The 25103-nt window shown below is 37.5% G+C and carries 21 protein-coding genes and 1 tRNA gene; 13 read left to right on the top strand and 9 right to left on the bottom strand.

All coding sequences use genetic code 11. From position 1 onward, the window contains the following. The 7 genes from MTT30_RS03450 to MTT30_RS03420 all read left to right on the top strand — a co-directional run bounded on the left by MTT30_RS03450 (nucleotide 1) and on the right by MTT30_RS03420 (nucleotide 12116). Nucleotides 1-5121 (top strand): alpha-2-macroglobulin family protein, encoded by a 5121-nt coding sequence (locus MTT30_RS03450; protein ID WP_429800994.1) that lies wholly within the window; start codon nucleotides 1-3, stop codon nucleotides 5119-5121. 120 nt (nucleotides 5122-5241) lie between these two features. Next, the gene (locus MTT30_RS03445; protein ID WP_429800993.1) at nucleotides 5242-7866 is read left to right on the top strand and encodes a valine--tRNA ligase; all 2625 of its coding nucleotides are present in this window, start codon (nucleotides 5242-5244) and stop codon (nucleotides 7864-7866) included. Next, on the top strand, nucleotides 7866-8822 hold the full coding sequence (locus tag MTT30_RS03440; protein WP_429800992.1) for a methionine ABC transporter ATP-binding protein: 957 nt from the start codon (nucleotides 7866-7868) through the stop codon (nucleotides 8820-8822). The genes MTT30_RS03445 and MTT30_RS03440 overlap by 1 nt, the downstream gene beginning before the upstream one ends. Further along, the gene (locus MTT30_RS03435; RefSeq protein ID WP_429800991.1) at nucleotides 8822-9496 is read left to right on the top strand and encodes a methionine ABC transporter permease; all 675 of its coding nucleotides are present in this window, start codon (nucleotides 8822-8824) and stop codon (nucleotides 9494-9496) included. The genes MTT30_RS03440 and MTT30_RS03435 overlap by 1 nt, the downstream gene beginning before the upstream one ends. A 256-nt stretch (nucleotides 9497-9752) precedes the next feature. Then, the gene (locus MTT30_RS03430; protein ID WP_087580083.1) at nucleotides 9753-10535 is read left to right on the top strand and encodes a MetQ/NlpA family ABC transporter substrate-binding protein; all 783 of its coding nucleotides are present in this window, start codon (nucleotides 9753-9755) and stop codon (nucleotides 10533-10535) included. A gap of 72 nt (nucleotides 10536-10607) precedes the next feature. Then, nucleotides 10608-11387 carry a MetQ/NlpA family ABC transporter substrate-binding protein gene (locus MTT30_RS03425; RefSeq protein ID WP_087580082.1) on the top strand — a complete coding sequence of 260 codons (780 nt, stop codon included), beginning with the start codon at nucleotides 10608-10610 and terminating at the stop codon, nucleotides 11385-11387. 138 nt (nucleotides 11388-11525) lie between these two features. Further along, complete coding sequence (locus MTT30_RS03420) at nucleotides 11526-12116, top strand: DedA family protein (RefSeq protein WP_087580081.1); 591 nt, start codon at nucleotides 11526-11528, stop codon at nucleotides 12114-12116. Nucleotides 12117-12188: 72 nt separating this feature from the next. On the opposite strand, the gene murI is transcribed toward MTT30_RS03420, so the two are convergent. Beyond that, a complete protein-coding gene (gene murI, locus MTT30_RS03415) occupies nucleotides 12189-12977 on the bottom strand; it encodes a glutamate racemase (RefSeq protein WP_429800990.1) in 789 nt (262 codons plus the stop codon). Between the two features lie 92 nt (nucleotides 12978-13069). Between murI and MTT30_RS03410 the strand changes: the two genes are divergently transcribed. Continuing rightward, entirely contained in the window at nucleotides 13070-14230 is a 1161-nt protein-coding gene (locus MTT30_RS03410; protein ID WP_021091312.1) for an FtsW/RodA/SpoVE family cell cycle protein, read from the top strand. Beyond that, complete coding sequence (gene murG, locus MTT30_RS03405; protein WP_429800989.1) at nucleotides 14227-15249, top strand: undecaprenyldiphospho-muramoylpentapeptide beta-N-acetylglucosaminyltransferase; 1023 nt, start codon at nucleotides 14227-14229, stop codon at nucleotides 15247-15249. The genes MTT30_RS03410 and murG overlap by 4 nt, the downstream gene beginning before the upstream one ends. Here murG and MTT30_RS03400 read toward each other — a convergent pair. Together MTT30_RS03400 and MTT30_RS03395 are read right to left on the bottom strand one after the other, a co-directional pair. Continuing rightward, complete coding sequence (locus tag MTT30_RS03400) at nucleotides 15241-15975, bottom strand: hypothetical protein (protein WP_429800988.1); 735 nt, start codon at nucleotides 15973-15975, stop codon at nucleotides 15241-15243. The genes murG and MTT30_RS03400 overlap by 9 nt on opposite strands. A 70-nt stretch (nucleotides 15976-16045) precedes the next feature. Continuing rightward, nucleotides 16046-16122, bottom strand: a tRNA-Arg gene (locus MTT30_RS03395). Between the two features lie 110 nt (nucleotides 16123-16232). Here MTT30_RS03395 and MTT30_RS03390 point away from each other — a divergent pair. From MTT30_RS03390 to MTT30_RS03380, 3 genes are read left to right on the top strand one after another with little or no spacing between them, the layout of a single operon-like run. Continuing rightward, a complete protein-coding gene (locus MTT30_RS03390) occupies nucleotides 16233-16418 on the top strand; it encodes a hypothetical protein (RefSeq protein WP_429800987.1) in 186 nt (61 codons plus the stop codon). Nucleotides 16419-16468: 50 nt separating this feature from the next. Further along, entirely contained in the window at nucleotides 16469-17299 is an 831-nt protein-coding gene (locus MTT30_RS03385; RefSeq protein ID WP_429800986.1) for an adenylosuccinate lyase, read from the top strand. A 38-nt stretch (nucleotides 17300-17337) separates the two neighbouring features. Further along, complete coding sequence (locus tag MTT30_RS03380; protein ID WP_429800985.1) at nucleotides 17338-18081, top strand: RNA polymerase subunit sigma; 744 nt, start codon at nucleotides 17338-17340, stop codon at nucleotides 18079-18081. Here the strand turns inward: MTT30_RS03380 and MTT30_RS03375 are convergent, their stop codons facing one another. From MTT30_RS03375 to MTT30_RS03350, 6 genes are read right to left on the bottom strand one after another with little or no spacing between them, the layout of a single operon-like run. Further along, the gene (locus tag MTT30_RS03375) at nucleotides 18082-19332 is read right to left on the bottom strand and encodes an RNA polymerase factor sigma-54 (RefSeq protein WP_429801804.1); all 1251 of its coding nucleotides are present in this window, start codon (nucleotides 19330-19332) and stop codon (nucleotides 18082-18084) included. A 3-nt stretch (nucleotides 19333-19335) separates the two neighbouring features. Beyond that, nucleotides 19336-20064, bottom strand: a complete 729-nt coding sequence (gene lptB / locus MTT30_RS03370; RefSeq protein WP_103559271.1) for an LPS export ABC transporter ATP-binding protein — start codon at nucleotides 20062-20064, stop codon at nucleotides 19336-19338. Continuing rightward, a complete protein-coding gene (gene tsaE, locus MTT30_RS03365; RefSeq protein ID WP_429800984.1) occupies nucleotides 20057-20455 on the bottom strand; it encodes a tRNA (adenosine(37)-N6)-threonylcarbamoyltransferase complex ATPase subunit type 1 TsaE in 399 nt (132 codons plus the stop codon). The genes lptB and tsaE overlap by 8 nt, the downstream gene beginning before the upstream one ends. Then, nucleotides 20455-20700, bottom strand: a complete 246-nt coding sequence (locus MTT30_RS03360; RefSeq protein WP_429800983.1) for an RNA-binding S4 domain-containing protein — start codon at nucleotides 20698-20700, stop codon at nucleotides 20455-20457. Before MTT30_RS03360 ends, tsaE begins: the two co-directional genes overlap by 1 nt. A 33-nt stretch (nucleotides 20701-20733) precedes the next feature. Further along, nucleotides 20734-21561, bottom strand: a complete 828-nt coding sequence (locus MTT30_RS03355; RefSeq protein WP_429800982.1) for an alpha/beta hydrolase — start codon at nucleotides 21559-21561, stop codon at nucleotides 20734-20736. Next, nucleotides 21555-23657: a TonB-dependent receptor domain-containing protein gene (locus tag MTT30_RS03350; RefSeq protein WP_429800981.1), complete on the bottom strand. Its 2103-nt coding sequence runs from the start codon at nucleotides 23655-23657 to the stop codon at nucleotides 21555-21557. The genes MTT30_RS03355 and MTT30_RS03350 overlap by 7 nt, the downstream gene beginning before the upstream one ends. 202 nt (nucleotides 23658-23859) lie before the next feature. On the opposite strand from MTT30_RS03350, the gene MTT30_RS03345 reads away from it, so the two are divergent. Next, a complete protein-coding gene (locus MTT30_RS03345; protein WP_429800980.1) occupies nucleotides 23860-25083 on the top strand; it encodes an argininosuccinate synthase in 1224 nt (407 codons plus the stop codon). Nucleotides 25084-25103: the final 20 nt, after the last annotated feature.

Below are 25103 nucleotides of genomic sequence, written 5' to 3'. Positions count from 1 at the left end.
ATGTGGCAAAAAGTAGCACTTCTAGCACTTTTGGGAATGACAAATTTATATGCTTTGAGCCTAAATGGCACTGCGCAGATAAAATCGCCACTAAGCGTAGAGTTTGGACTAGAAGATAAAGTCGATAAAAATTTTGTTGGTATGCTAAGCGATAAAAAGCTACTTTTGTGCCAACCAGCGTTAAATGGTACGGTTAGATTTAATAATCAAAGCTTGCTACTTTTTACAAAAGATATGCATGCTGGTTTGGATTATAGCTGCAAGCTTGAAAACGGAAGCACTGCTGGTTTTGCCACGAAAGAATTTGAGCTAACAAAGATAGAAAAAATAAGCGATAGCAAATATATAATTAAATTTAATGATGAAGTAAATATTGAAGCTATCAAAAATATTGCCGTAAAAGATGCAAAATTTAAAGCGATTGAGCTTTCTAACAATAGCTTTGAGCTTAATCTTGATAAAAATTTAAGCAATCCAGTTTTTGATTTTGGTGAAAAATTTGAGAGCAAATTTGGCGCAACGCTTTCAGGTGAAACGATAGTAAATTTTGCCGATGAAATAAGCGAAGAAAGCGTAAATATAAATGATAATGCAAAGAGTCTTGAGATACCAGAAATTTATCCAGTGAGCCTTGATAATGGTATCTTGGGCTTTAGAATTTATCTAAAAAATTGGCTTGATGACGACATTAACTTAAAAAAATTTATAAACATTAAAGGTGTAAAAAACTTTAGCATTAGTGACGTTAAATATAGTGACAACTATGAAGAAAACTCAGAGCTTAGCGAGTATTATTACTACATTGATATTACAAGTGACGATTTTAAGCCACAAAATAGTTATGAAATCACCATTAAACCCGGTTTTGGCGACGATAGAAATGTAGTAAGAGAAGAAAGTAGCTATGAAGTAGTAGCTGGCAATTTCACTCCATTTGCAAATTTTATAAATAATGAACCATATATCTCAAGCGTCGGTGAGATCGGTATCAAAAGTGCAAATTTACCTGAGCTAAATGTAAGCATTGAAAAGCTAAGCGATCAAAATTTTAGATATTTCTTAAATTTTAATGACAATAACGAAGAGTTAAGCAACTTCAGCACAAAAGTGGCAAGCAAAAGCTATAAGCTTGATGGCGCATTAAATGAAATTTCTCTAAATAAAATCAAACTTGACTTTGCTGGAGCTGGAGACGGCGTTTATAAGATAAATTTAAACTACGGCAAGGATAAGAGTGTCTCAAAAGTAGTCTATCTAAGTGATATCGCCGTAAATGCAAAGCTTGGTAAGGATGAAATTTTTGTATTTGCAAACCGTCTTGGCGAAAATACAATGCTGCCAAACGCAAATGTAAAAATTTATGGCAAGAAAAACGAAGAGATCGCAGTTGGCGCGACAAATGATATAGGCGTTTTTAAATTTAACAAAAAAGATATTTACAAAGATATCTCCTCAGTGGTTGTCTCTCTTGGAAAAGAGCAAAATTTTCTTATTTTAAAAGAAGACGAAGCGCTAAATGAAGCGAAATTTATGAGCCAAAATGCCAGTGAGAGTATCGATGCGTACGTTCATTTTGCTTCAAATATCATAAGACCAAATGAGAGCTTGAAGGGTGTAATCTATCTAAGGGATAGAGATTTTAATCCTTTAAAAAATATGCCTATAAAGATAAAATTTTTCGATCCACAAGGCAAAAGTAGCGCTGAAATTTCAAAAAATACAAATGACGTTGGCATGGTAAATTTTGAAAAAGAGATACTAAGCGATCTAAGCGGTAGATTTAATATGCAAGTAATTTACGCAAGCAAAGTGATCTCAAATGTGCCATTTTTTGTTGAGAGTTTTATGCCAAATAGGATAAAAAATGAGATAACGCTTGAGAGAGATAAATTTTTTGCAAATGAGCTTGTTAGAGCCAATCTAGCTAGTAACTATCTCTTTGGTGGCGCTGCTAGCGAGCTTGATGGCAGCATGCAGGTTAGCTTTTTTGATGATGAATATAAAAATAGCGAGTTTAAAGAGTATAAATTTAAAAACAATACGCTAAAACCAAGCGCTTATCCATCTTTTGAAAACGATCTCACTCTTTCAAAAGATGGCAAATCAAGCCAAATGATAGATCTTAGCTTTAGCACTAAAAATGCCTCTTCTATCATAACAGGCGTGATAAATTTCAATGTAAATGATGACGGTAAAAACGTAAGCGATACAAAAAGCTTTACTCTCTATCCTTACAAAGATATGGTTGGTATCGCAGTAAGCACAACATTTGCTGAGCCAAACGAAGATGTAAAAATAAGAACGGTTGTGGTAGATATGTCAAGTCAAAAGGCCGTAAAATCAAATTTAAAATTTGAAATAAAGCGTGTTACTTGGCAATACCAAAGAGATGCAAATGGCTATATAAAGTGGTTTCAAACGCTAGAAGATGTGGATAATTTTTATAAAGATAATGGCGAGTTTAGCTACAAATTTACACAAAGTGGCTCATATGTGATCATCGCTACAAATCTAGTAAGTGGAGCAAGCACAAGCCTTGATATGGACGTAAGTGGCTACAACTACTCGACTCTAGCGCCTACAAAAGAGCTTAGCAAATCTCAAATCAAACTAAATAAAAATATCTACAAAAAAGGTGATGAACTAAGTGCTGATATAAGCTCAGCTATAAAAGAAGGTATCGCCCTTGTTACACTTGAAGATGGTGGCGTGAAAGCTTACAAGGTCGTTAAGATAAAAAACAACTCAGCAAATGTGAAATTTAAACTTGATTTTGATTTTAGTGGACTTTACGTGAGTGCAAATATCTACCGCATGACAGATGGTGGATTAACTCCATTTAGGACTTACGGTAAGGTCTATGCTAAGGCTGATAAGTCATCAAGGATACTTGATCTAAGTCTTGATGCACCAAATACAGCAAAAAGCGATGAAAATATAAAAATTTCTCTAAAAACAAAGCCAAAAGCTTATGTAAATTTATTTATCACAGATGTTGGCGTGCTTGATATAACGTCACAAAAGCCAGCCGATCCACTTAAATTTTTTGACAAAATTTTACCAGATGGCGTTTTTGACTATGATATTTATAATATGCTCACAAACTATAAAGTCGAGGGCAAAACTTTAAGCTTTGGTGGCGATATGGCAGCACTTGCTATGGAGGCAAAAATGGCAAAACATGCTAGCCCGGTCGATAGTAAAAAAGTAAAAACATATGCAAATTTAGTAAGCCTTCAAGCTGACGATAATGGTGAAATTTCATACGAGTTTAAAACGCCAAATGGCTTTAACTCTGCCATTAGAGTAGATGTCGTGGCCAATAATGAAAATAGTATGAACGCTGTAAATAAAGAAATTTTAGTAAAAGATGATGTGATTATTAAGCCAAGTGCGTTAGTTTATCTGCTAAAAGGCGATGAGCTAAATGCGAACTTAAGGCTCATAAACACAACAAATGAGGATAAAAATTTAACCATAAAAGTGGCTAGCAGTAAAAATTTAAACATCAAAACAAAAGAAAATGTAAATTTAAAGCCGCTTGAAAATAAAACCTTTACATTTAAAATTTCAGCTCTTGAAGCTGGAGCTGGCGAATACAATATAACAATAAGCGACAAAAACAGCTCAAAAACAGCTCAAAATTTACTTGATGTGGTTAATCCTTATACGATTAGCACCTATGCAAAAAGTAGCGTCTTTGACAAAGAGAGCACGATCTCTCTTCCAAAAGGCTTTCACAATGTTAGTATAGATGCGTCAAGCTCGGTCTCAAGCGTGCTATTAGCAGCTTCTAAAAATTTAGTTGAGTACCCTTATGGATGTGCGGAGCAAAGGAGCTCAAGACTGCTTGCACTTTTAAATTTAAAGCCAAAAGATGAGCTTGAAAAAAATGACCAAAAGAGATTTATTGTAAACGGAATGAGTGAGCTAATTAAGATGCAAAAACCAGATGGTAGCTTTGGCTACTGGAGCGATCTAAGTAGTACCAATGCATTTGCTTCGATCTATGCAACTGATGTGCTACTTGATCTTGAAGAGGCTGGATATGAGCTAAATAAAAATGTAAAGCAAAGAGCATTAAATTCGCTCTTAAAATATACAAATACAGATATTGAAGCCCTATATGCTATCTATGTAAGCTCCCGCGCAAATGTTGCTGATAAATCGGTGCTAAATAAAATTTATGACCACAAAGCTTACAATACGACCGCACTTAATAAATATCTAATGGCAGCGGCTCTAAAGCTAAACGGCTTAAATGACGAAGCAAAGGTGGCGCTAAAAGATATTAAAAAAGCTCAGATAGCTGATTACAGCAGGGATTATTCTAGCTTTGGCTCAAAGATGAGAGACAATGCATTTATCTTGTATCTGCACGCAAAATATTTTGAGAAAAACGACTACTCAGATGATCTTGCAAATTTCTTGATCACAAATTTAAATGAGCTTAGCTCAACGCAGGAGCGCGCTTTTACACTTAGAGCGCTAAATGCCTACTTTGGCAAAGATAGCGATGAAAAAAATAATAAATTTAAGCTTAGCTACAATGGCGGAAGCAAAGAATTTGATGGCCTTTTAAGCGTATCATTTACAGCAAAAGATGGAAATTTTACCATCACTCCACTTAGTGAAAACAAGCTATATGCCACTATTTTAAGCTATGCTTATGTGCCACTTGAGATTAAACATAAAATAGAGCCAAAAGAGCTTGATATTTATAGAACGTTTGTCGATGAAAAAGGCAAAGAGATTGATTTAAATAGCCTAAGAGTAAATGATGTTGTCTATTCAAAAATAGTGATAAATTCTAAAGCTATGGTTAAAAATGGTGTAATAAACGAGATCGTAAGTAGCTGCTTTGAGCCAATAAATGAAAATTTAAGTGGCTTTAATAAGAGTCTTAAAGATAGCATTGAGCTTGAATATCAGAGTATAAAAGATGATCGCGTTTTAAGTTTTTATACATTAGATAGTGATAAGAGAGAGGCTGTGCTTTACACACCTTATCGTGTAAGACTTGGCGGCAAATGCTCACTTGGCGCAGTCACAACTGAAAATATGTATAACGAAAGACAAAACGACTACGACCTAGCTCAGCGAAGCTTTACTATCAAATAAGCCATATAAATTTTGGGGCGTTTAACCGCCCCAAGCCCATATTTCCCCACTTTTGCAAAGATTTTTTTAAACAAATTTTAGATAACATTAAGCATTTTTTAAACGAAAGAGGACACAAAAGTGGCAGAATTTTACAATGCAAAAGAGATAGAAGATAAATTTTATAAAATTTGGGAAGAACGCGGATACTTCGAGATAGACGCGAACAAAGATATCCAAAAAGATGGACGTAAATTTTGCATTATGATGCCACCTCCAAACGTGACTGGCTCGCTTCACATCGGGCACGCGTTAACCTTCACGTTGCAAGACATAATGACGCGCTACAAAAGAATGGACGGCTACAAGACACTTTGGCAGCCAGGACTTGATCACGCTGGCATCGCCACTCAAAACGTCGTTGAAAAGCAGCTTTTAGCCCAAGGCATCAAAAAAGAAGAGCTTGGACGTGAGAAATTTGTAGAAAAAGTGTGGGAGTGGAAAGAAAAAAGCGGCGGCATGATCGTCCATCAGATGCGAAAACTTGGCATCACTCCAGCTTGGTCACGCCAGAGATTTACCATGGATGAGGGCTTAAGAAAAGCTGTGAAAAAAGCCTTTGTAAATTTATACGACAAAGGACTAATAGTCCAGAAAAACTACATGATAAACTGGTGTACGCACGACGGAGCACTCTCTGACATCGAGGTTGAGCACAAAGAGAATAAAGGCAAGCTTTATCATTTGAGATACTACTTTGCAGACAAGCCAAGCGAATTTGTTGTTGTTGCAACAACTCGCCCGGAGACCTACTTTGGCGACACCGCCGTAATGGTAAATCCAAACGACGAGCGCTATAAAAATTTAATCGGCAAAAAGGTTGTTCTACCTATCATAAATAGAGAGATCGAGATCATCGCAGATGAGCATGTCGATATGGAGTTTGGAACAGGCCTTGTTAAGGTCACACCTGCACACGATCAAAACGACTACGAGGTTGGTAAAAGGCACAACCTTGAGTTTATCACTGTCTTTGATGAAAAAGGCATTTTAAACGACAAGTGCGATAAATTTGCAGGTCTTGAGAGGCTTGAGGCTAGAGATATCGTAGTAGCTGAGCTTGAAAAACTTGGCAATGTTGAGAAGATAGAAGACTACGAAAACCAAGTAGGCTACTGCTACCGCTGCAAAAACGTCGTCGAGCCATACATCTCAAAGCAGTGGTTTGTCAAAAAAAAGATCGCAGACGAGGCGATCGAAAAGGTCTCAGAGGGTCTTGCTAAATTTTACCCACCGCACTGGATAAACAGCTTTAACGCATGGATGAGAGAGCTAAGAGACTGGTGTATCTCACGCCAGCTTTGGTGGGGACACCAAATTCCAGTATTTTACTGCGATGATTGCGGTTATATGTGGGCTGATGAGGGAGAGCCGTGCGAGTGTAAAAAGTGTAAAAGTAAAAACATTCACCAAGATCCAGACGTGCTAGATACATGGTTTAGCTCCGGTCTTTGGCCATTTAGCACACTTGGCTGGGGCAATGAAAATGAGCTTAAAAATGAAAAATGGTTTGAGGGAGACCTCGCCGAGTTTTATCCAAACAACCTACTAATCACTGGCTTTGATATATTATTTTTCTGGGTTGCTAGGATGATGTTTCAGGGTGAAAATGCCCTTGGTAAGTTGCCATTTGACGACATCTACCTACACGCGCTTGTAAAAGATGAGTTTGGCAGAAAGATGAGTAAAAGCCTTGGCAACGTCATCGACCCGCTTGATAGTATAAATGAGTATAGCGCCGATATCTTGCGCTTTACGCTAACGCTTCTAGCAGTCCAAGGACGCGACATCAAGCTAAGTGACGCCAAGATGAAGCAGGTAAGAAATTTCACTAACAAGCTTTATAACGCGAGTAAATACCTCATGCTAAATGAGAGTAAATTTGAAAATTTAGAGGATATCATACTTAAAACAAAGCTTGGAATTTATATGAATAGCCGCTTTAACGAGTGCGTGAGAGAGGTGCGCGAAAACATCGACGCTTACCGCTTCAATGACGCAGCAAACACACTTTATAAATTCCTTTGGGATGAGTTTTGTGACTGGGGCATCGAGCTTAGCAAGGCTGATAAAGCGAGCGTAAAAGAGCTTGGAAGTATATTTAAAGAGGCGATGAAGCTGTTAAACCCTTTCATGCCGTTTCTTTCAGAGTATCTATTTCAAGAGCTTAGCGGTACACAGCTTGAAAACGCAAAATCAATAATGGTGATGAGCTGTCCAGAGGTAAAAGAGCGAAATTTAGATGTTGAGAAGAAATTTGAGCTAGTTATCGAGGCAATCGTGGCTATTCGCCGTGCAAAAGCGACCATCGATCTTGGCAACTCAAAGATAGCAAAAGCCTTTGTTAAATTTAATGAAAAAATAGATCTAGACGAAGTAAAAGAGTATATCAAGCTGCTTGCAAAATGCGAGGAGATTGGCTTTGTAGATGAGAAAATAGAAAATTCAATAAGAGACGTGAGTGAAAATTTAGAAGCATTTGTCCCGCTTGAAGGGCTTGATATGAGCGGTATCATCACAAGGCTCAAGTCTCAAAAGACAAAGCTTGAAAAAGAGATAGCCAAACTCTCAGGCATGCTAAATAACCAAAATTTCGTGGCAAACGCACCAAAAGAAGTTATAGAGACGAATAAAGAGGCGCTAGAGAGCGCTGAGGCTAAATTTAAAAAAGTATGCGAAGAATTAGAAGCTCTTGGAGAAAAATAGTGATAAAGATAGAAAATTTAAGCAAATTTTATGGTGATACGCAAATCCTTTTTGATATAAATTTAGAGGTTAAAAAGGGTGAAATTTTTGCTATCGTGGGACATAGCGGTGCTGGTAAATCAACGCTTTTAAGGTGCATAAACGGGCTTGAGAGCTATCAAGGTGGTAGCCTAAAAGTCTTTGATAAAGAGATAAAAAATTTAGATGAGACACAGCAAAGGCATTTAAGGCGAGATGTTGGGATGATATTTCAGCATTTTGCCTTGATGGCTAGAAAAAATGTTTTTGAAAACGTCGCTACTCCGCTTAAATTTTGGGGATATAAAAGCGATGAAACCGAGAAAAGAGTGAGAGAACTTTTAAATTTAGTTGGTCTTGAAAGCAAGGCAAAAAGCTACCCAAGCGAGCTAAGTGGCGGCCAGAAACAACGCGTCGCGATCGCTAGAGCGCTTGCTTTAAATCCTAAAATTTTACTGAGCGACGAGGCGACTTCGGCTCTTGATCCAAACACGACAAATCAAATTTTAGAATTGCTTGAAAAGATAAACAAAGAGCTAGACATCAGCGTCGTCATCGTCACGCACGAGATGGAGGTAGTAAAATCGATCGCAAAACGCGCGATCTTGCTAGAAGGCGGCAAGATCATAGGCTCTGGAAGTATTGAAGAGTTATTTTTAAAGCCAGATGAGAAGATGAAAGAGTTTTTGGGCGAGGTTGAAATTCTGCCAAGCACTGGCACGAATATTAGGCTATTTTTCCCAAAAGAAGTGGCTCAAAATAGCGTGATCACACATATGGCTAGAAGCCTAAATATCGACTTTAACATAGTTTGGGGCAAGCTTGAGAAGCTAAACGACAACGTCCTTGGCTCGCTTGTCATAAACATAGATGAAAAAGATAAAGAAAACGTGCTTAACTACATCAAGCAAAGTGGCGTTTTATGGGAGGTTGCTTGATGTTTGGTATTGATTTTTCTAAATTTCCAGATGTGTTTTCGAGGATACTGTTGCCAGCTATCGGTGAGACGCTATATATGAGCATCATCTCTACCCTGCTCGCCTTTGCCATAGGCCTCATACCTGCGGTTTTGCTCATACTTTCAGACAAAGACGGACTAAAGCCAAACAAACAACTTTATTTTGTGCTTGATATCGCTATAAACGTGCTTAGAAGCTTTCCATTTATTATTTTAATTATCGTGCTCTTTCCGGTCACAAAAATGATCGTAGGCACAAGCATCGGTACTACGGCTGCGATCGTTCCGCTAACTATTGGAGCGGCTCCATTTGTAGCAAGGCTCATTGAAAATGCACTAAAAGAGGTTGATAAAGGCATCATTGAAGCTGCTCAAAGCTTTGGAAGCTCGAAATTTCAGATCATCTTTAGAGTGATGTTTGTAGAGGCACTTCCTGGCATCATCTCGGCATTTACGCTAACTCTTATCGTAAATATCGGCTTTTCAGCGATGGCTGGTGCAGTTGGCGGTGGCGGGCTTGGCTCAGTCGCTATAAACTACGGCTATCAAAGATTTCGCCCAGATATCATGCTCTACACGGTGGTTATTCTTATCATTATGGTTCAAATTTTCCAAGTTTTAGGCAACTATCTCTATAAAATTTCAAAAAAATAGGACCACATTTTTATCTGATTTTAAGCTTTTTTTCTTAAAATTGCCAAATTAATTTTAGCTGAAAGGAAAAAAGATGAAATCAGATATGTGCCAGATGTGCCGCCTATTAAAAAACTCGTTGTCGAAAGACTAATCTCTAAGCACAAAATTTCTTTTTAAGTGCTTAGAACTAGCTTAAGCGCTTAAAAAGAAATTTAATCCTCTAGCTTAAATTTATCCTTTTTGGTGCTTGGCAAATTTTAAAAAAGGATAATAAATGAAAAAACTACTTCTCACTTCTTTAGTTGCTCTTGGTCTTAGTGTAAGTGCAAATGCAGCTGATAAATCAAAAACAATAATCGTTGGTGCTACACCTATTCCACATGCTGAAATTTTAGAGGTTGTAAAGCCTATTTTGGCAAAAGATGGCTACACACTTGAGATCAAAGAATTTAACGACTACACCACGCCAAACCTTGCGACAGAGGACGGCGACCTTGACGCAAACTTCTTTCAGCACCTTCCATATTTGGACGAATTTAACAAAAACAAGGGCACTCATCTTATAAAAACAGTTGGCGTTCACCTTGAGCCAATGGGAGTTTATTCTAAAAAGATAAAAGACATCAAGGATCTAAAAGATGGTTCGACTGTATCTGTCCCAAATGATCCGACAAATGAAAGCCGTGCTTTAGATATTCTTGCAAATGCTGGACTTATTAAGCTAAATGATAATCCACTAAAAACTCCGCTTGATATAGTTGATAACCCTAAAAAGCTTAAATTTGAAGAGATAGAGACTGCTCAAGTACCAAGAACGCTTGATGACGTTACTATTGCAGTTATCAACACAAATTACGCTCTAAATGCTAATCTTAATCCAGTAAAAGACGCACTTGTGCTTGAAAGCAAAAATAGCCCGTATGTAAACTACGTTGTAGTAAAGTCTGGCAACGAAAATAGCCCTAAAATAAAGGCTCTTGATAAAGCAATAAACTCATCAGAAGTTAAAAAATTTATCGAGATAAAATATAACGGCGCTATCCTTCCAGCATTTTAATTAAAAATTTAAATAAGCGACGTGGAAGCTTTTACCTTTTTAGCGTCGCTTAAACCAAAAAAAGGAAAAACAATGAAAATTATCAAACTTTTAACCGCATCTTTAGTTGCTCTAAGCCTTCACGCAGCTGACAAAGACCACACTATCACTGTTGGCGTCTCACCAGTGCCACACGCTGAAATTTTAGAATTTGTAAAACCAAAGCTAAAAGATAAGGGCTACGACCTTGTTATATCTGAAATTTCAGACTATTCGATACCAAATGTCGCTACAGAAGATGGCAGCTTAGACGCAAATTTCTTTCAGCATTTACCATATCTTGAGGAGCAAAACAAGGCTAGAGGCCTGCATCTTGTAAGCGTTGCAAGCGTGCACGTAGAACCACTTGGCTTTTACTCTAAAAAGATAAAAAACATAAAAGAGCTAAAAGATGGCTCAAAAGTGGCGATCGCTTACGATCCGTCAAATGGCAACAGAGCGCTTAGAATTTTAGAAAAAGCTGGTCTTATAGAGATCGATAAAAACGTAAAAGTTGCAACTGTAAATGACATAACTAAAAATCCTAAAAATTTACAATTTGTAGAGTTAGAAGGTGCTCAGATCCCAAGAACGCTTGATGATGTCGATATCGCTGCTATTAGCACAAATTTCGTCCTTGATCTTGGCATGAGCGTGGCAAAAGACGCACTTTTACTTGAAGATGCCAATAGTCCATACGCTAACATCATCGTCACAAGAGCTGGCAACGAGAACAATCCTAAGATCAAAGCTTTAGTTGATGCGGTGCTTAGTACTGATACTAAAAATTTCATCATCACTCGCTACAAAGGCGAGGTTATACCTGCATTTTAAAAACGGGGCGAGCTTTCGCCCTATTTTATTTCTACTTTCATCTTGTTTTAATAAGCTATAAACTCTCTTTATTTTTGTCAAAAAGCTTAAGCTATGCTTTGCTAAAATGGCTCACTTTAAAATTTTTCAGGAATTTAAATGCTGCATGATGTTATTGATTTTATAGTTGCGAGCGTAAGTAGCTGGGGTTATGCTGGCATATTTGTGATGATGTTTTTAGAAAGCTCATTTTTTCCATTTCCAAGTGAGGTCGCGATGATACCGGCTGGCTATTTGGCGCATAAAGGTGAAATGAGTTTAGTTTTGGCCTTTCTTGCAGGCACGCTTGGTAGCTTACTTGGAGCTATTTTTAACTATTATCTTTGCTACTTTTTTGGTCGCGAGATCGTTTTAAAATACGGCAAATTTGTGGGAATTACTCACGAAAAAATGGATAAATTTGAGGCATTTTTCAATAAACACGGCGAAATTTCTACATTTAACTCACGTCTGATTCCTGGCATTCGTCAATACATCAGCCTACCAGCCGGACTTGCTAAGATGAACATTTTTAGATTTTGCCTATTTACCTCACTTGGAGCTGGGATTTGGTGTGCTGTTTTACTTGGAGTCGGCTATTTTATAGGCTCAAACCCTGATAAACAGACACTTTTAATAATCACGATCGCTCTTTTAGCGGTGGTTGTAGTAATAAGTGTAGTCTATATAATAAAGCAAAGAAAAGGCTAAATACATATAAAAATATGTAAAATTTAGTGTATTTTTCTAAATTTTTACTTGTGATATTTAGTTAAATTTAACCTAGCAGATCGCCCTCATCTTCTCTAATCTAGCTAAATTTCTTGAAATTTTTTCTAGTTCGCTTTGCTCGTACATCTCGGCACCAGAGTAGAAAAATTTCACATTTGAAGTTAAATTTGCATTTGAAATTGTAAGCCCAAGCTCGCTAACAAGGCGGTTTATTGTCCCTTCGTTGCCATCAATTATACTTATATTTGGCGGCAAAATTTCTCTTAGGCTATCTTTAAAATAGTTAAAGTGCGTGCAGCCAAGCACTAAAAACCCAAATTTGCTTAGATCAAATTTGGCTAACTCTTCTTTTAGATATGATTTTACATTTTCGGTGTCAAATTCCCCATTTTCAGCAAAATTTACAAGGCGAGGTAGAGCGAGCAGCTCAGTTTTATCTTTTGCGTGTAAATTTGCGATCAGCTCTTTTAGTTTTGCACCATTTACGGTGACCGGAGTGGCTATGACAAGCGTTTTTAAGGCATCATCATGGCTTAAGTCATGAGCCTTTTTTACGGCTGGCTCCATGCCGATTATAGGTACATTTAAATTTGCTCTAAGCTCTTTTATCGCTACGCTTGTTGCCGTGTTACAAGCTACTACAACGGCGTTTGCACCATTTTCTATGAGAAATTTCACCGCATCAAAGCTAAATTTTAAGATATCATCCCTGCTTTTTTGTCCATACGGGACATTTTTAACGTCTGCGTAATATAAAAATTCATGCTCGCTAAGCTTGCTTAAAGCTTCATTTAAGACACTTAGTCCACCAAGTCCTGAGTCAAATATACCTATCTTCATGCCCTTCCTTAAAGCCTGCAATTATAGCAAATAATATCTTTGTAAGCCGTTTTTTATTATACTTTGGCACTTTTTAAACTTGGAGTTAAATTTTGGCAGTTGATAAGATCATTTTCTATCTTTGTTCGACTTTGATCGCTATAAGCATTATTTTTTCACTATCTTTGCCAGTTTTTACGGTTTTATTTTTTAATTACGACGAATTTCACTTTTTCATCCGCCAGTTTATTGTTGGTTGTATCGGAATTTTCATTATGTGGTGGCTCTCTAGACTTAATCCTGAAAAGACGCTTGTTTGGATAGGGTTTGGTCTTCTTATATCTTGCGGTATCGCCATGGGGCTAATGCATGCATTGCCAGCTTCAATGGTGACTGACGCTGGTGGTGCTAGACGTTGGATCAGGCTACCTGGCTTTTCGCTAGCTCCAGTCGAGTTTTTTAAAATCGGTTTTGTCTACTTCTTAGCTTGGAGTTTTACTAGAAAATTTAGTGAAGGCAAAAGGACCCTGCTAGATGAGATTAAGATACTTATGCCTTATATTATTCTTTTTGGTGTTGCTATCTTTCTTATCGCTGTTATGCAAAATGACCTTGGTCAAGTGGTCGTTCTGGCGCTTACATTTGTGACGATGGCGCTTTTTGCAGGAGCAAGTGCGAGACTTTTTAGTATCGGTATCTTAGGAGCTGCTTTTGTTATGACAGTAGCGATAATCAGCTCAGAACATAGAATCTTGCGTATAAAATCATGGTGGGGCACGATACAAAATATGGTGCTTTCTTTCTTGCCTGACAGCGTTGCAGATGTATTAAGAGTGGCTGATGCGCCAGAGCCATATCAAATTTCTCACTCATTAAACGCTATAAAGCATGGCGAATTTTTCGGCGAAGGGCTTGGCGCTGGCATCTTTAAACTTGGCTTTTTAAGTGAGGTTCATACTGACTTTGTACTAGCTGGTATCGCTGAAGAGGTTGGTGTATTTGGTATTTTGTGTATTGTAGCTATATTTATAACGCTACTTTATAGAATTTTTAGAATTTCAGCCAGAAGCGAAAATAAGGTCTATCATCTATTTACGCTTGGTGTCGGGCTTATCTTATCGTTTTCGTTTTTAATGAATAGCTATGGCATCACGTCGATCACGCCTATTAAGGGTATTGCTGTGCCATTTCTTAGTTACGGCGGTAGCTCCGTGCTTGCGATTTGTATCGGTATCGGCATGGTTTTGATGGTTAGTAAAAGGGCAAAATTATGATTGTTATTTGCGGTGGAGGTACTGGTGGGCATTTAGCTATTGCAAGAAGCTTTTGCGAGGAGCTAAATAGACGAGATATTAAGCCTATATTTATCGGCTCAACTAGTGGGCAAGATAAATTTTGGTTTGAAAATGACGAGAATTTTTTACAAAAATTTTTCTTACCAAGTAGTGGCGTAGTAAATAAGAGAGGTTTTGCTAAACTAAAATCACTAACAAATATTGTAAATCTTGCTCTAAAATGTAGAAAAATTTTTAAGCAAAATGACGTTAAGGCAGTCATTAGTGTTGGTGGCTATTCAGCAGCTCCAGCAGCTATTGCAGCCATTATCTCAAAAGTGCCGCTTTTTATCCACGAACAAAATGCTGTAATGGGCAAATTAAATAAAATTTTAAAGCCTTATGCAAAAGGCTTTTTTAGCTCTTATGATGAAGCTTCGCCCTACCCTTACCCTGTGGCAAAAAAATTTTTTGATAGTGTAAGAGTGAGAGAGGAGCTAAAGACTATTTTATTTTTGGGCGGCTCGCAAGGCGCAAAAGCGATAAACGAGTTAGCTATAAATTTAGCTCCATATCTTAAAGAAAAAGGCATAAATATAATTCATCAATGTGGTAAAAACGGCTTTGATGAACTTAAAAAAAGATATGATGAACTTGGCTTTAATGAAACGAATTTAGAAATTTTTGAATTTAGTAAAGAGATAGAAAATAAGATGAGCAAGGCTGACCTTGCCATATCAAGAGCAGGAGCTAGCTCGCTTTGGGAGCTTTGCGCAAATGCTTTGCCATCTATCTTTGTGCCATTTCCTTATGCTGCTGGCAATCATCAGTTTTATAACGCTAAATTTTTAAAAGATAAGGGCATTGCTGAAATTTGCTTGCAAAATGGAGAAATCTTAGACAAAGACGAAGTTATAAGAATGATAGAAAATTTTGATCTAAACAAAAGCAGTAAAGCTCTAAAAGAGATCCTTTTGCCAAATGGAGCAAAAGAGATAATTGATAAAATTTTAAACTAGCTCCTCGCCTATCGCACAAGCTTTTAGTTCTTTTAGCTCAAAGATCAAGTAGTGATAAATAAGCTCATTTGTATTTAAAATTTTTGCACTAAAGACTGGTTTTATCATAGTTATTATCTTATCAGTTATACCCGCGATCTCCACTAGCAAAAGCTCATCTTTGCGTTGCTTTGCAGCCTTAATACAATTATAAAAGAACGTATAAATTATCTTAAAATTTTGCAAAATGACATTTGAAACTATTCTAGAATGAATATGCAAAACATTATGTATACGCTCTTGTAGAGTATTTAGCTCCGCAAGTATTGATTTTATTTGAGTAGTGTCTGTTGTCCTAGAAAAGAGATTTTTCGCTTTATTTTTGTTTTGTATTTGATACTCTGCTACTAAAATTTCTATTATATTTAAAATGGCGACATGGCTTTCTTGTAAATTTTCATTTGCCTTAAAGCTCACACCGTTTTTCTCAATTTTATAATTTAAGCTTCTCTTTATCTGCTCCAAATAAGTACTAATGTTTTCATAATAGTCCTCTGTATTAAAGACGCTTTTAAAGAAATCGCTTTCACCTTTTAAATTTGTAAGCTTTTTTTTAAGTTCATCAGCATTTTTATTAAACTCGACAACCCCAACTGCCAAGCCGATCTCGTGCTCGCTATTTTGTTCTAATGCTGTCAAACTTTCTTTTAGTACTAAAATTTGTTTTTGAATATTTTGAAAATCCATTTTTTCTCTTTTAATTTTTTGCTTATTTTACTATAAAAATCATGAAGTTTGTCATTAAGAATTAAAAAGATGGTGCGCCCGAGAGAATTCGAATCTCTGACCTTTTGAACCGCAATCAAATGCTCTATCCAGCTGAGCTACGAGCGCACAAGAAAGTTAAGTCGAGATATTAGCCAAACTTTCCTTAAAGAAAAATTGTATTCATTTTAATTTTATAACTGTTTTAGTAAAATCCAATAAAAATAAAAGGAGCAAAGATGAATGATTTTTTCGATAGTTTAAAAGAGATAAAAAAAGAACTTACTAAAGAGCAAGGTGAGATCAAAAAAACTCAAAAAGAAGTCGTTTCTCATACAAAAGAAGAGGCGATCTCATATAAAGAAAATAAGCTAAAAAACGAATTTGCAGATTACATTAAAGGCCAAGATATAAGAAAAATATAAATTTGGAATGCTTATTGCTAAAACATGTAATATTTTATGTGGAGTAGGCAATGAAAGTTACGCAAACATTAGAATCTCTAAGCATTTTAACTGATAATGACGCTTTGTTTCGTGAGCTTAGAGATATGATAAGCAGAAATTTTACAAAAATTTTATCTAATAAAAATAAGGTTATTTCGTTTTACGAAGAGAGCGAGATCCCACAACGCAAGTGCTTTTTAAAATTTATAAAAAAACTTTATGAAAAGCAAAGTGATGATAAACTCGATATTCGTTTTGCAAACTATAAAACCATAAAGCTTGGCTTTGTTCAAAAAAATACCCTAACTCCAGTCATTAGCCTAAACGTAAATTTTGTAAAAAATGAAGTCAAATTTGAACTAAAAGATACACTTTGCAGAGATTTTGCTAGCTACATCAGCGAGAGTCTAGTAAAAAGCAATGTTACTTTTAGCAAAAATGATGATTTTTTAAATATCACCATCTCAAATGACAACGACATAAACACATTAAACAAACTGCTCTACAAAAGAAACTATCCAAAATTTAGCGTAAATTTTATCTATGATGAAAAAAACTACAAAGCCTTTAAACAAGGTATAAAAATAAAAAGCTCATCTAAATTTGTAAGCAGATTTTCTGTGCTTGCAAATTTGCTTGAGGAAAATTTTGAGATTTTAGGTTGCAAAAAAGATGATGACTTTGAAACTATCAGGCAGAGCTATCTTTCACTCGTAAATATCTATCACCCGGACAGACACGCCAACAAAAATCCTCTCATACAAGAAGAATATGCAAAGAAATTTAAAAATATTCAATCTGCTTATGAGGGCCTAAAACCATACTTTAAAAATCAAGAAAATTTTGTGATGGTTGGCTAGAGCACGGCTTGCCACAAGGGCTATTAAAGAGAGCGAAAATGAATGGTGAAATGTTTAATATATGCGCCATTATTGTTGCCGCAAAGCAGGCCATAAAGTCAAATTCTTCTATCCTATATAATGGCACTAGCTACGAAAATAGTATAAATTTTCACTTTCTCTCAGGCCATAGGGCAAATGGCGTAAATGAGTGGTTTGAGCACGCATTAAAGCTTGGATTAAGCGATGTAAGACTTACTGCAAATTTAACTGGCTCATCAGATGAACGTTTATTGCTTAGCTTTTCAAACTCTACCGCAAAATCGATCATTTGTATTTTTAAAGAGCACATAAGCTGCTTTGTGCCCTACTGGAAATACAACAAAGATCAAAGAGGCTGGGACATAATATATAAAGAAATTGGTCTTGAAAAAGATGTTAATTTAGAAAATTTTAGCGACAACACAAAGGCTTTTATGGCCATACTTACCAAGATAGCAGCCTTTGCAGATGAGATAGAGTGTGAGAATTTTGGTGAGTGTTTTCGCAGGGCATTAAAATCACTTAGATCTTCAAGCAATGATGACCAAAAGATATTTAATGCACCGCTTATGCCAAAGAAAAATTTAGCCCTTTTTGCTGCGGCAAGCTTGGCTGATGTCTTTGGCGGTATGGGCTCTTGGAACGACGATGCAGCGGGCATGGCACAATATAAAAAACGTGGTAAAGAGTACGAAGAGCTTAGTAACGAGCTTTTTACGCAGATGCGCAAGGCCATACTTTTTGCTGTAAATGAGTGGTAGTTAGCCGTTTATCTGATAGACTCTTTTTCGCTGACTTGAGCTGCCGATGTTTAGAATTTTGCGGTATTTTGTAATGGTTCGGCGAACGATTTGGATGTTAAATTTAGCTTGTATGAGCTCTTGGATTTTTAGATCAGAAAGTGGCTTTTTATGATCTTCGCCTTTAATAAGCTCTAGTAAAAATTCCTTTATCGCAGCGTTTGAGGTCTCCTCGTCAAAGCCAGTTGAAAAGAAATTTTTAAGTGCGACCGTGCCTCTTGAGCAGCTTAGATATTTATTTGCAATGGCTCTTGAGATGGTTGACGGATTGCGTCCAAGCTCGTCTGCTAGGTCTTTTAGCTTCATAGGCTTTATATCACCGCCCAAGAAGTAGTCATACTGATACTCAACTATCATGAGCCCTATTTTATAAAGCGTTGATTTTCTCATTTCAAGGGCATCTATGAGCTCGCTCGCCTCTTTTATGCGCGAGCTTACAAAGGCCTCTTTTTCGTCTAATCCCTCGGTATCAATCAAAATTTCTGGATAGTAATCGTCATTTATCTGCACACTCACACCACTACTAGTGCTTAGTACGAATATGTCAGGTACTTTTTGACTAGCCTCTTCTAGATACTCAATAGCTGGTGGATTTTTAAATTTTTTTATGATCTTTAGCGCATCGTCATAAAATTTGAGCTTTCTAAGCTTTTCTATATTTTCAAAATTTAAGATGATCTTTCTTGTGCACTCTACGATCTCTTCACTCACCTCTGCCTCGCCAAGCTGAAACAAAAAGCTCTCTTTCACATCTTTTGCGCCCACTCCACATGGCTCAAGGTAGGCAAATCTCGCCCTAACCCGCTCTACTTCGCTCTCATTAAAGCCAGCAAAAATTTCATCATCATAAGAAAAATAGCCCTCATCATCCAAGCACTCAATGATCTTATATGCGATATCTTGAGACTTTTGCGTGGGAAAAAGTGGCGGATTGATTTGACTAATTAGCTTTTCATAGAGGCTTTCTTTGTAAATACTTAAAGCCTCGATACTCTCAGTAACAGAATTTCTACTGACCTGCTCAAAAAAATTTCGTTTTTTTTCGCTTTTTTCTAAATTTTTATGTTCAATCGTGGCAAATGGATTGTCTTTTATAAAAGGTTCAAGCGTCTCTTTTAGCTCATCAAGCCCACTTTGAAGGATGGGAAGCCAGCTTCGCAGTGTTTGGTTTAGTTTGATCTTTGGCGCTAAAGTTTGCTTTTGCCTTAGCATCATCTACTCAAGTAGCTTAAATTCTTCGCCAAGATAGTGCGTTCTAACGAGCTTGTTATTTGCTACTTCGCTCGCACTGCCACTTGCTAGAAGCGAGCCGTCTTTGATGACATAAGCTCTGTCACAAATAGCTAGCGTCTCACGAACGTTGTGGTCGGTTATCAAAACGCCGATACCTAGCTTTTTAAGGTCTCTAACAATACTTTGGATGTCGCTAACTGCGATAGGATCGACGCCTGCAAATGGCTCATCAAGCAGCAAAAATTTTGGCTTTATGATGAGGCTTCTAGCTATCTCACAGCGTCTACGCTCGCCACCACTTAGGCTAACACCCTTTCTTAGGCGAATAGGCTCGATATTTAGCATATTTAGCATCTCATTTACTCTTTTTGCTATCTCTTCTTCGCTTTGATTTAAAATTTCAGCCCCAAGAAGTAAATTTTCTTCGACACTTAGCTCTTTAAATATGCTTGACTCTTGCGGCAAATAGCCAATACCAAGGTGTGCCCTTTTGTGAAGCGGAACATTTGTGATCTTTTCGTCATTTAAAAAAACATCTCCGCTAGTTGGCGAGATGAGCCCACAGATCATATAAAAAGTAGTCGTCTTTCCAGCACCATTTGGTCCAAGAAGCCCCACCACCTCGCCACTATTTACCTCTAAAGATATGCCTTTTATGATCTCACTTTTCTTAATCGTCTTTTTTAGATCTTTTACTTCTAGTTTATGCACTTATAACCTCGTATTTTCTGCCATTTTTGCTAGGAGAAATTTTTATCATCGTATAGCTCTCGCCGTTTTTCTTTAAAGCTTTTTCTAAATTTTCATCGCCCCACTCTACCAAGTGAAGTCCCTCTTCAAATAAATTTTCAAAAAGACCATTTTTGGCCATCCCATCAAATCCGATCTGATAGATGTCGTAGTGGTAGATATCTTTACCATAAATTTGCATCAATGAAAATGTCGGCGACGTCACGCTCTCTTCTATCCCACAAGCCTTAATGATCGCCTTTACAAGCGTCGTTTTGCCACTTGCTAGATCGCCACTTAGTAGCACCACTCCACTTTTTGGCAGCACCCTCACAAGCTGATCTAGCTCATTTTCTAAAAGCTCAAAAACCATCAAAGCTCTTTCACGTATTCGCTCTGAGCGCTTTTTGGTATGCTTTTTGTAGTTGGTATCGCTAGCACCTCATATTTCGCCTCACGAGCTAGAAATTTGATGGTGATAACATCGCCGATCTTTACATCTTTGGCCGCTTTTGCCTGCACGCCATTAATGCTCACAACGCCGCTTTTGCACATATCTTCGCTAACAGCACGCCTTTTGGTGATATTTACTACGTTTAAAAATTTATCTACTCTCATGAGACGAATTTTAACAAAAATAGCCTTAAATTTTTAATCCTTCAGATATTTTAAAAGCTCTTTTAAATTTAGAGGTATGACGCTGCCATGCGTCTCATTTTTAAAAAGCTCAAAGTGAGAATTTATGCCACTTTGCTTTAAAATTTGAGCTAGATCGCTTGTTTTTAAAATGCCAGGTTTGTTGGTTTTACCTTTTCTTTTTTCAAATTCGCCAACGCTAAGAAAAACAAATTTAGCCTTTAGTTTCTCTTTAAATTTACCTTCACTCACGTTTTGTTTTAATATCTCAGACTCGCCCCACCAAAGAGATGGCGAAGCGATAAAGAAATTTGAAAATACGCCCTCATTTTTAAGCAAGGCATAAAGTGTAAAAAGCCCACCAAAAGAGTGTCCATAAAGGCTTTTTTGACTGCCCTGCACGTTAAATTTCTCATCAATTAGTGGCACTAAATTTCTAGTTAAAAAGTGGTAAAACGCATCAGCGCCACCACCTTTGCTAAACTCCTCGCCCTTTGCCTTTGGCGTGAGATCTCTTGTGCGTTTTTCTACTTCGTAGCTTTTGTTGCTGTCATATCCTATTCCTATTATTAGTGGGGCAAAAGAGCCATCAAATTCATTTAATATCATGTTGAACTGGGCATTTGCATCCAGTAGATAGAGCACATTTTTAAATTCTTTTTGCCCTTTCAGCTTGGCTGTGAAAATTTTATAAATTTCATCATTTGTGCTCATTTTAAAGGTTGAAATTTCAAATTTACTAGTAGCTTTTTGGCTAAGTGGATCAGGCGTTTGGCTTGGTCCTGCGTGCAAAGTCTGTGCCACACCAAGCGTAAAAAGCAAAAATTTAAACGCTCTTACCATTTTGCAGCAACCTTAAACCAAAATCTCCTACCCTCTTGCGGATACCAGTAGTAGTTGCCGTCGTCTGCTAGCGCCTCATCGTATCTTACTTTATCAAATATATTGTAGGCATTTAGGCTAAGTGTTAGGTGTTTATTTGCATCCCAGCTTACACCTGTATCAAATGTGAGTAAATTTTTGTCATTTTCACTCACTTTGTTGCCAGGGCCAAATTTCACGCTAGTAAGCTTACTCTCATAGTTTGTGGTGAAGAATGTTTTTACGCTCTTAATTGGCTTATAAGCAAGTGTTGCATGAAATGCGTGCTCTGGCGTTGCTGTAAGGCTTTTTGCATCAAGTCTACCAAGATTTGTCTCACTAAATTTTATAGGGCCTCTTGGCGTATTTATCGTTGGGTTGCCAGTTTTTATCTTTGACTTATTATAGGTGTAGTTTGAGCTTAGATTTAGATTTGAAAGAACGTCATAGTCTCCGCTTAACTCCACTCCCCAAACAGTTGCACCTTCTATGTTAAAGTAAGTTCCCCAGCCAGGACAATTAACGTGTGGTGCACCTGCGCAAGTGCCAAAGGCAGGAATTTTATTGACGTTACTGCCATCAGTGTCTAAGATCTTATCTTTAAACTCATTTCTAAAAAGCGTTACCGAGCCTCTAAAATCAGCCTGATTGTCATAATATGCACCAACTTCGTAAGTTATACTTTTTTCTGGCTTTAGATCTTTGTTTCCAAAATCAACTATTCTCCAAGCATTTTGAATAGTGCCTACTTCTGGGGAGATTTGATTGACATTTGGCGTTTTATAGCCAGTTGCTACGCCACCTTTTAAGCTTAGCGTATCTGTGGCATTATAGACTAGGTAGGCTCTTGGCGAGAGGTGGTTACCAAAAAATTCGTTGTGCGTGAGCCTTGAACCAAGCGTTAAAAATAGCTTCTCTTCTAAAATTTGCCACTCATCCTCGATAAATCCTGCATGCTCGCTCATCGAGTAGGTCTTTGGATCTTTTAAGCCGTTTCTTGAGGCGTTTGAGACGATGAAGGTCGTGCCGACATTTTGTTTGCTAAAGTCATAGCCAAAAGTTAGAGTGTGTGCGCCAAAAAACGTTGTAAATTTAGAGTTAAAGTTGTGATTTTTGGCTTTTGCTGGTATAAATTTGTCAAAAAGGCTCGTTCTTTGCGTCTCATCATAAATGTAGCTGATATCGGCATTTAGGCTATCAAATTCACCAAGATAGCCCACGCCATAGCTCTTTTTCTCGTAGTCATAATTATCTAATGGTCTTTTTCTTGGGTCTGGATCGGCTGATTTGCCAACCGTTTTTGAATAATCATGCCTTTCGTTTGAGCCAAGGATAAAAAATTTATTATGTTCATCTGGCGTGATCCAAAGCTTTGCACTTAAATTTCTCTTATCGCTCTTTTGATAGCCACCGATGTAGCCATCTTCATCTCTTAGCTTTTTATAACCCCAAAGCTGAAGCGCAAAAAGGTCTTTATAAAGAGGTAAATTTAGATAAAAGTCGCCTTGCCTACCATCACCTATGCCTTTGTGAGTGTTTATCGTGGTTGAGATGCCGACATTGCCACTAAATTTTGAAAAATCCTTTTTAGTGATGATATTTATCACGCCACCAACTGCGTCGCTACCATAAAGCGAGCTCATAGGACCACGGATGACCTCTATACGCTCGATCGCTTCAGCTGGTGGAATGAAATTTGAGTTCATATCCCCTGCTCCGCCCTTTGGATTTGCGCTGCTTGAATTTACTCTTTTACCATCAATTAAAACTAGCGTTTGAGACTTCTCCATGCCACGTATCGAGATACCGCTAGCTGCCCCGTCTTCGCCGCCAACGACATTTACGCCTGGTACCTTTTGAGCGATTGAGTGAAGTGAGGTAAAGCTATCTTTTGTAAGCTCATCGCCACTTATCACGCTTATGCTCGCGGGTGCTTCTTTGATCTGCTGCGAAAAGCCACTCGCACTTACTACAACGCCATCAAGCCTTGTTTCGTTATTGTCTTTATACTCTGCTCCAAAGAGCGAATTTGCCACGCAAGCGCTAAGGCAAATGGCAATAAATTTTGTTTTTCTCACGACTATCCTTTTAAAAATTTAATTTGAAAAAGTTTGAAATTTAACAAAGTATCTTTTAAAACAATATTAATTATCATAATTTTAAATAGTAATCTTTTTTATAAAATTTTCTAAGAAAAAACTTACATTATTTATTAAATTAGTTTATTAAAAATTAATCAATTTAGGCTAAAATACGACCATTTTAACAAAAGGAAGAGCTATGAAAAAAGACGTAAAAAAAGTGGTTTTAGCATACTCTGGCGGACTTGACACAAGCATCATTTTAAAATGGCTTCAAGATGAATATAACTGCGAAGTAGTCACATTTACAGCTGACATTGGCCAAGGCGAGGAGCTAGAGCCTGCACGCAAAAAAGCCCTAGCACTTGGCGTGAAGCCTGAAAATATTTTTATTGAAGATTTAAGAGAAGAATTTGTACGTGATTATGTATTTCCAATGTTTAGAGCCAATGCAGTATACGAGGGTGAGTATCTGCTTGGCACATCGATAGCGCGCCCACTAATAGCAAAACGACAAAGCGAGATCGCAAGGCTTGTTGGCGCTGATGGCGTGAGTCACGGAGCAACAGGCAAAGGCAACGACCAAGTTCGCTTTGAGCTTGGATACTACGCACTTGGCGATAATCTAACTATCATCGCTCCATGGCGCGAGTGGGATCTAAATAGCCGTGAAAAGCTCTTAGCATACGCTGAGAAAAACGGCATAGATATCACCAAAAAACCAGGCAAGAGCCCATACTCAATGGACGCAAATTTACTTCACATCAGCTACGAAGGTCTAGTGCTTGAAGATCCGAGCCACGCACCAGAAGATGATATGTGGAGATGGAGCGTTGACCCTAAAAATGCCCCAGATAAGAGCGAAATCATCGAGATCGGCTACGAAAAAGGCGATCCGGTTAGCATAAATGGCAAAAAAATGAGCCCAGCTGAAATTTTAACCGAGCTAAACCGCCTTGGGGCAAAACACGGCATCGGCAGACTTGACATAGTAGAAAACCGCTCAGTTGGTATGAAGAGCCGCGGCTGCTACGAAACTCCAGGTGGCACAATAATGCTAAAAGCTCACAGAGCGATCGAGAGCATCACGCTTGACCGTGGTGCTGCTCATTTAAAAGATGAAATCATGCCAAAATACGCCGAGCTAGTCTATAACGGCTACTGGTGGTCACCTGAGCGAAATATGCTCCAAGCGCTCATCGACAAGAGCCAAGAGCACGTAAATGGCTCTGTAAAAGTTGAGCTTTATAAAGGTAATGTGATCATCCTTGGCAGAAACAGCAAAGATGATAATCTATTTAGCGAGGCGTACTGCACATTTGAGGAAGATAGCGTTTATGATCAAAAAGATGCAGAGGGATTTATCAAACTAAATGCGCTTCGCTTCATCATCGCACGTAAAAATGGGCGAAAATTTGACTAAAAAATAAAATTTAAAAAGGA

The organism is Campylobacter concisus, assembly GCF_050447445.1.
In the GTDB taxonomy this organism is placed as follows: Bacteria; Campylobacterota; Campylobacteria; order Campylobacterales; family Campylobacteraceae; genus Campylobacter_A; species Campylobacter_A concisus_BI.
This window is presented reverse-complemented; position numbering and strand designations above follow the sequence as displayed.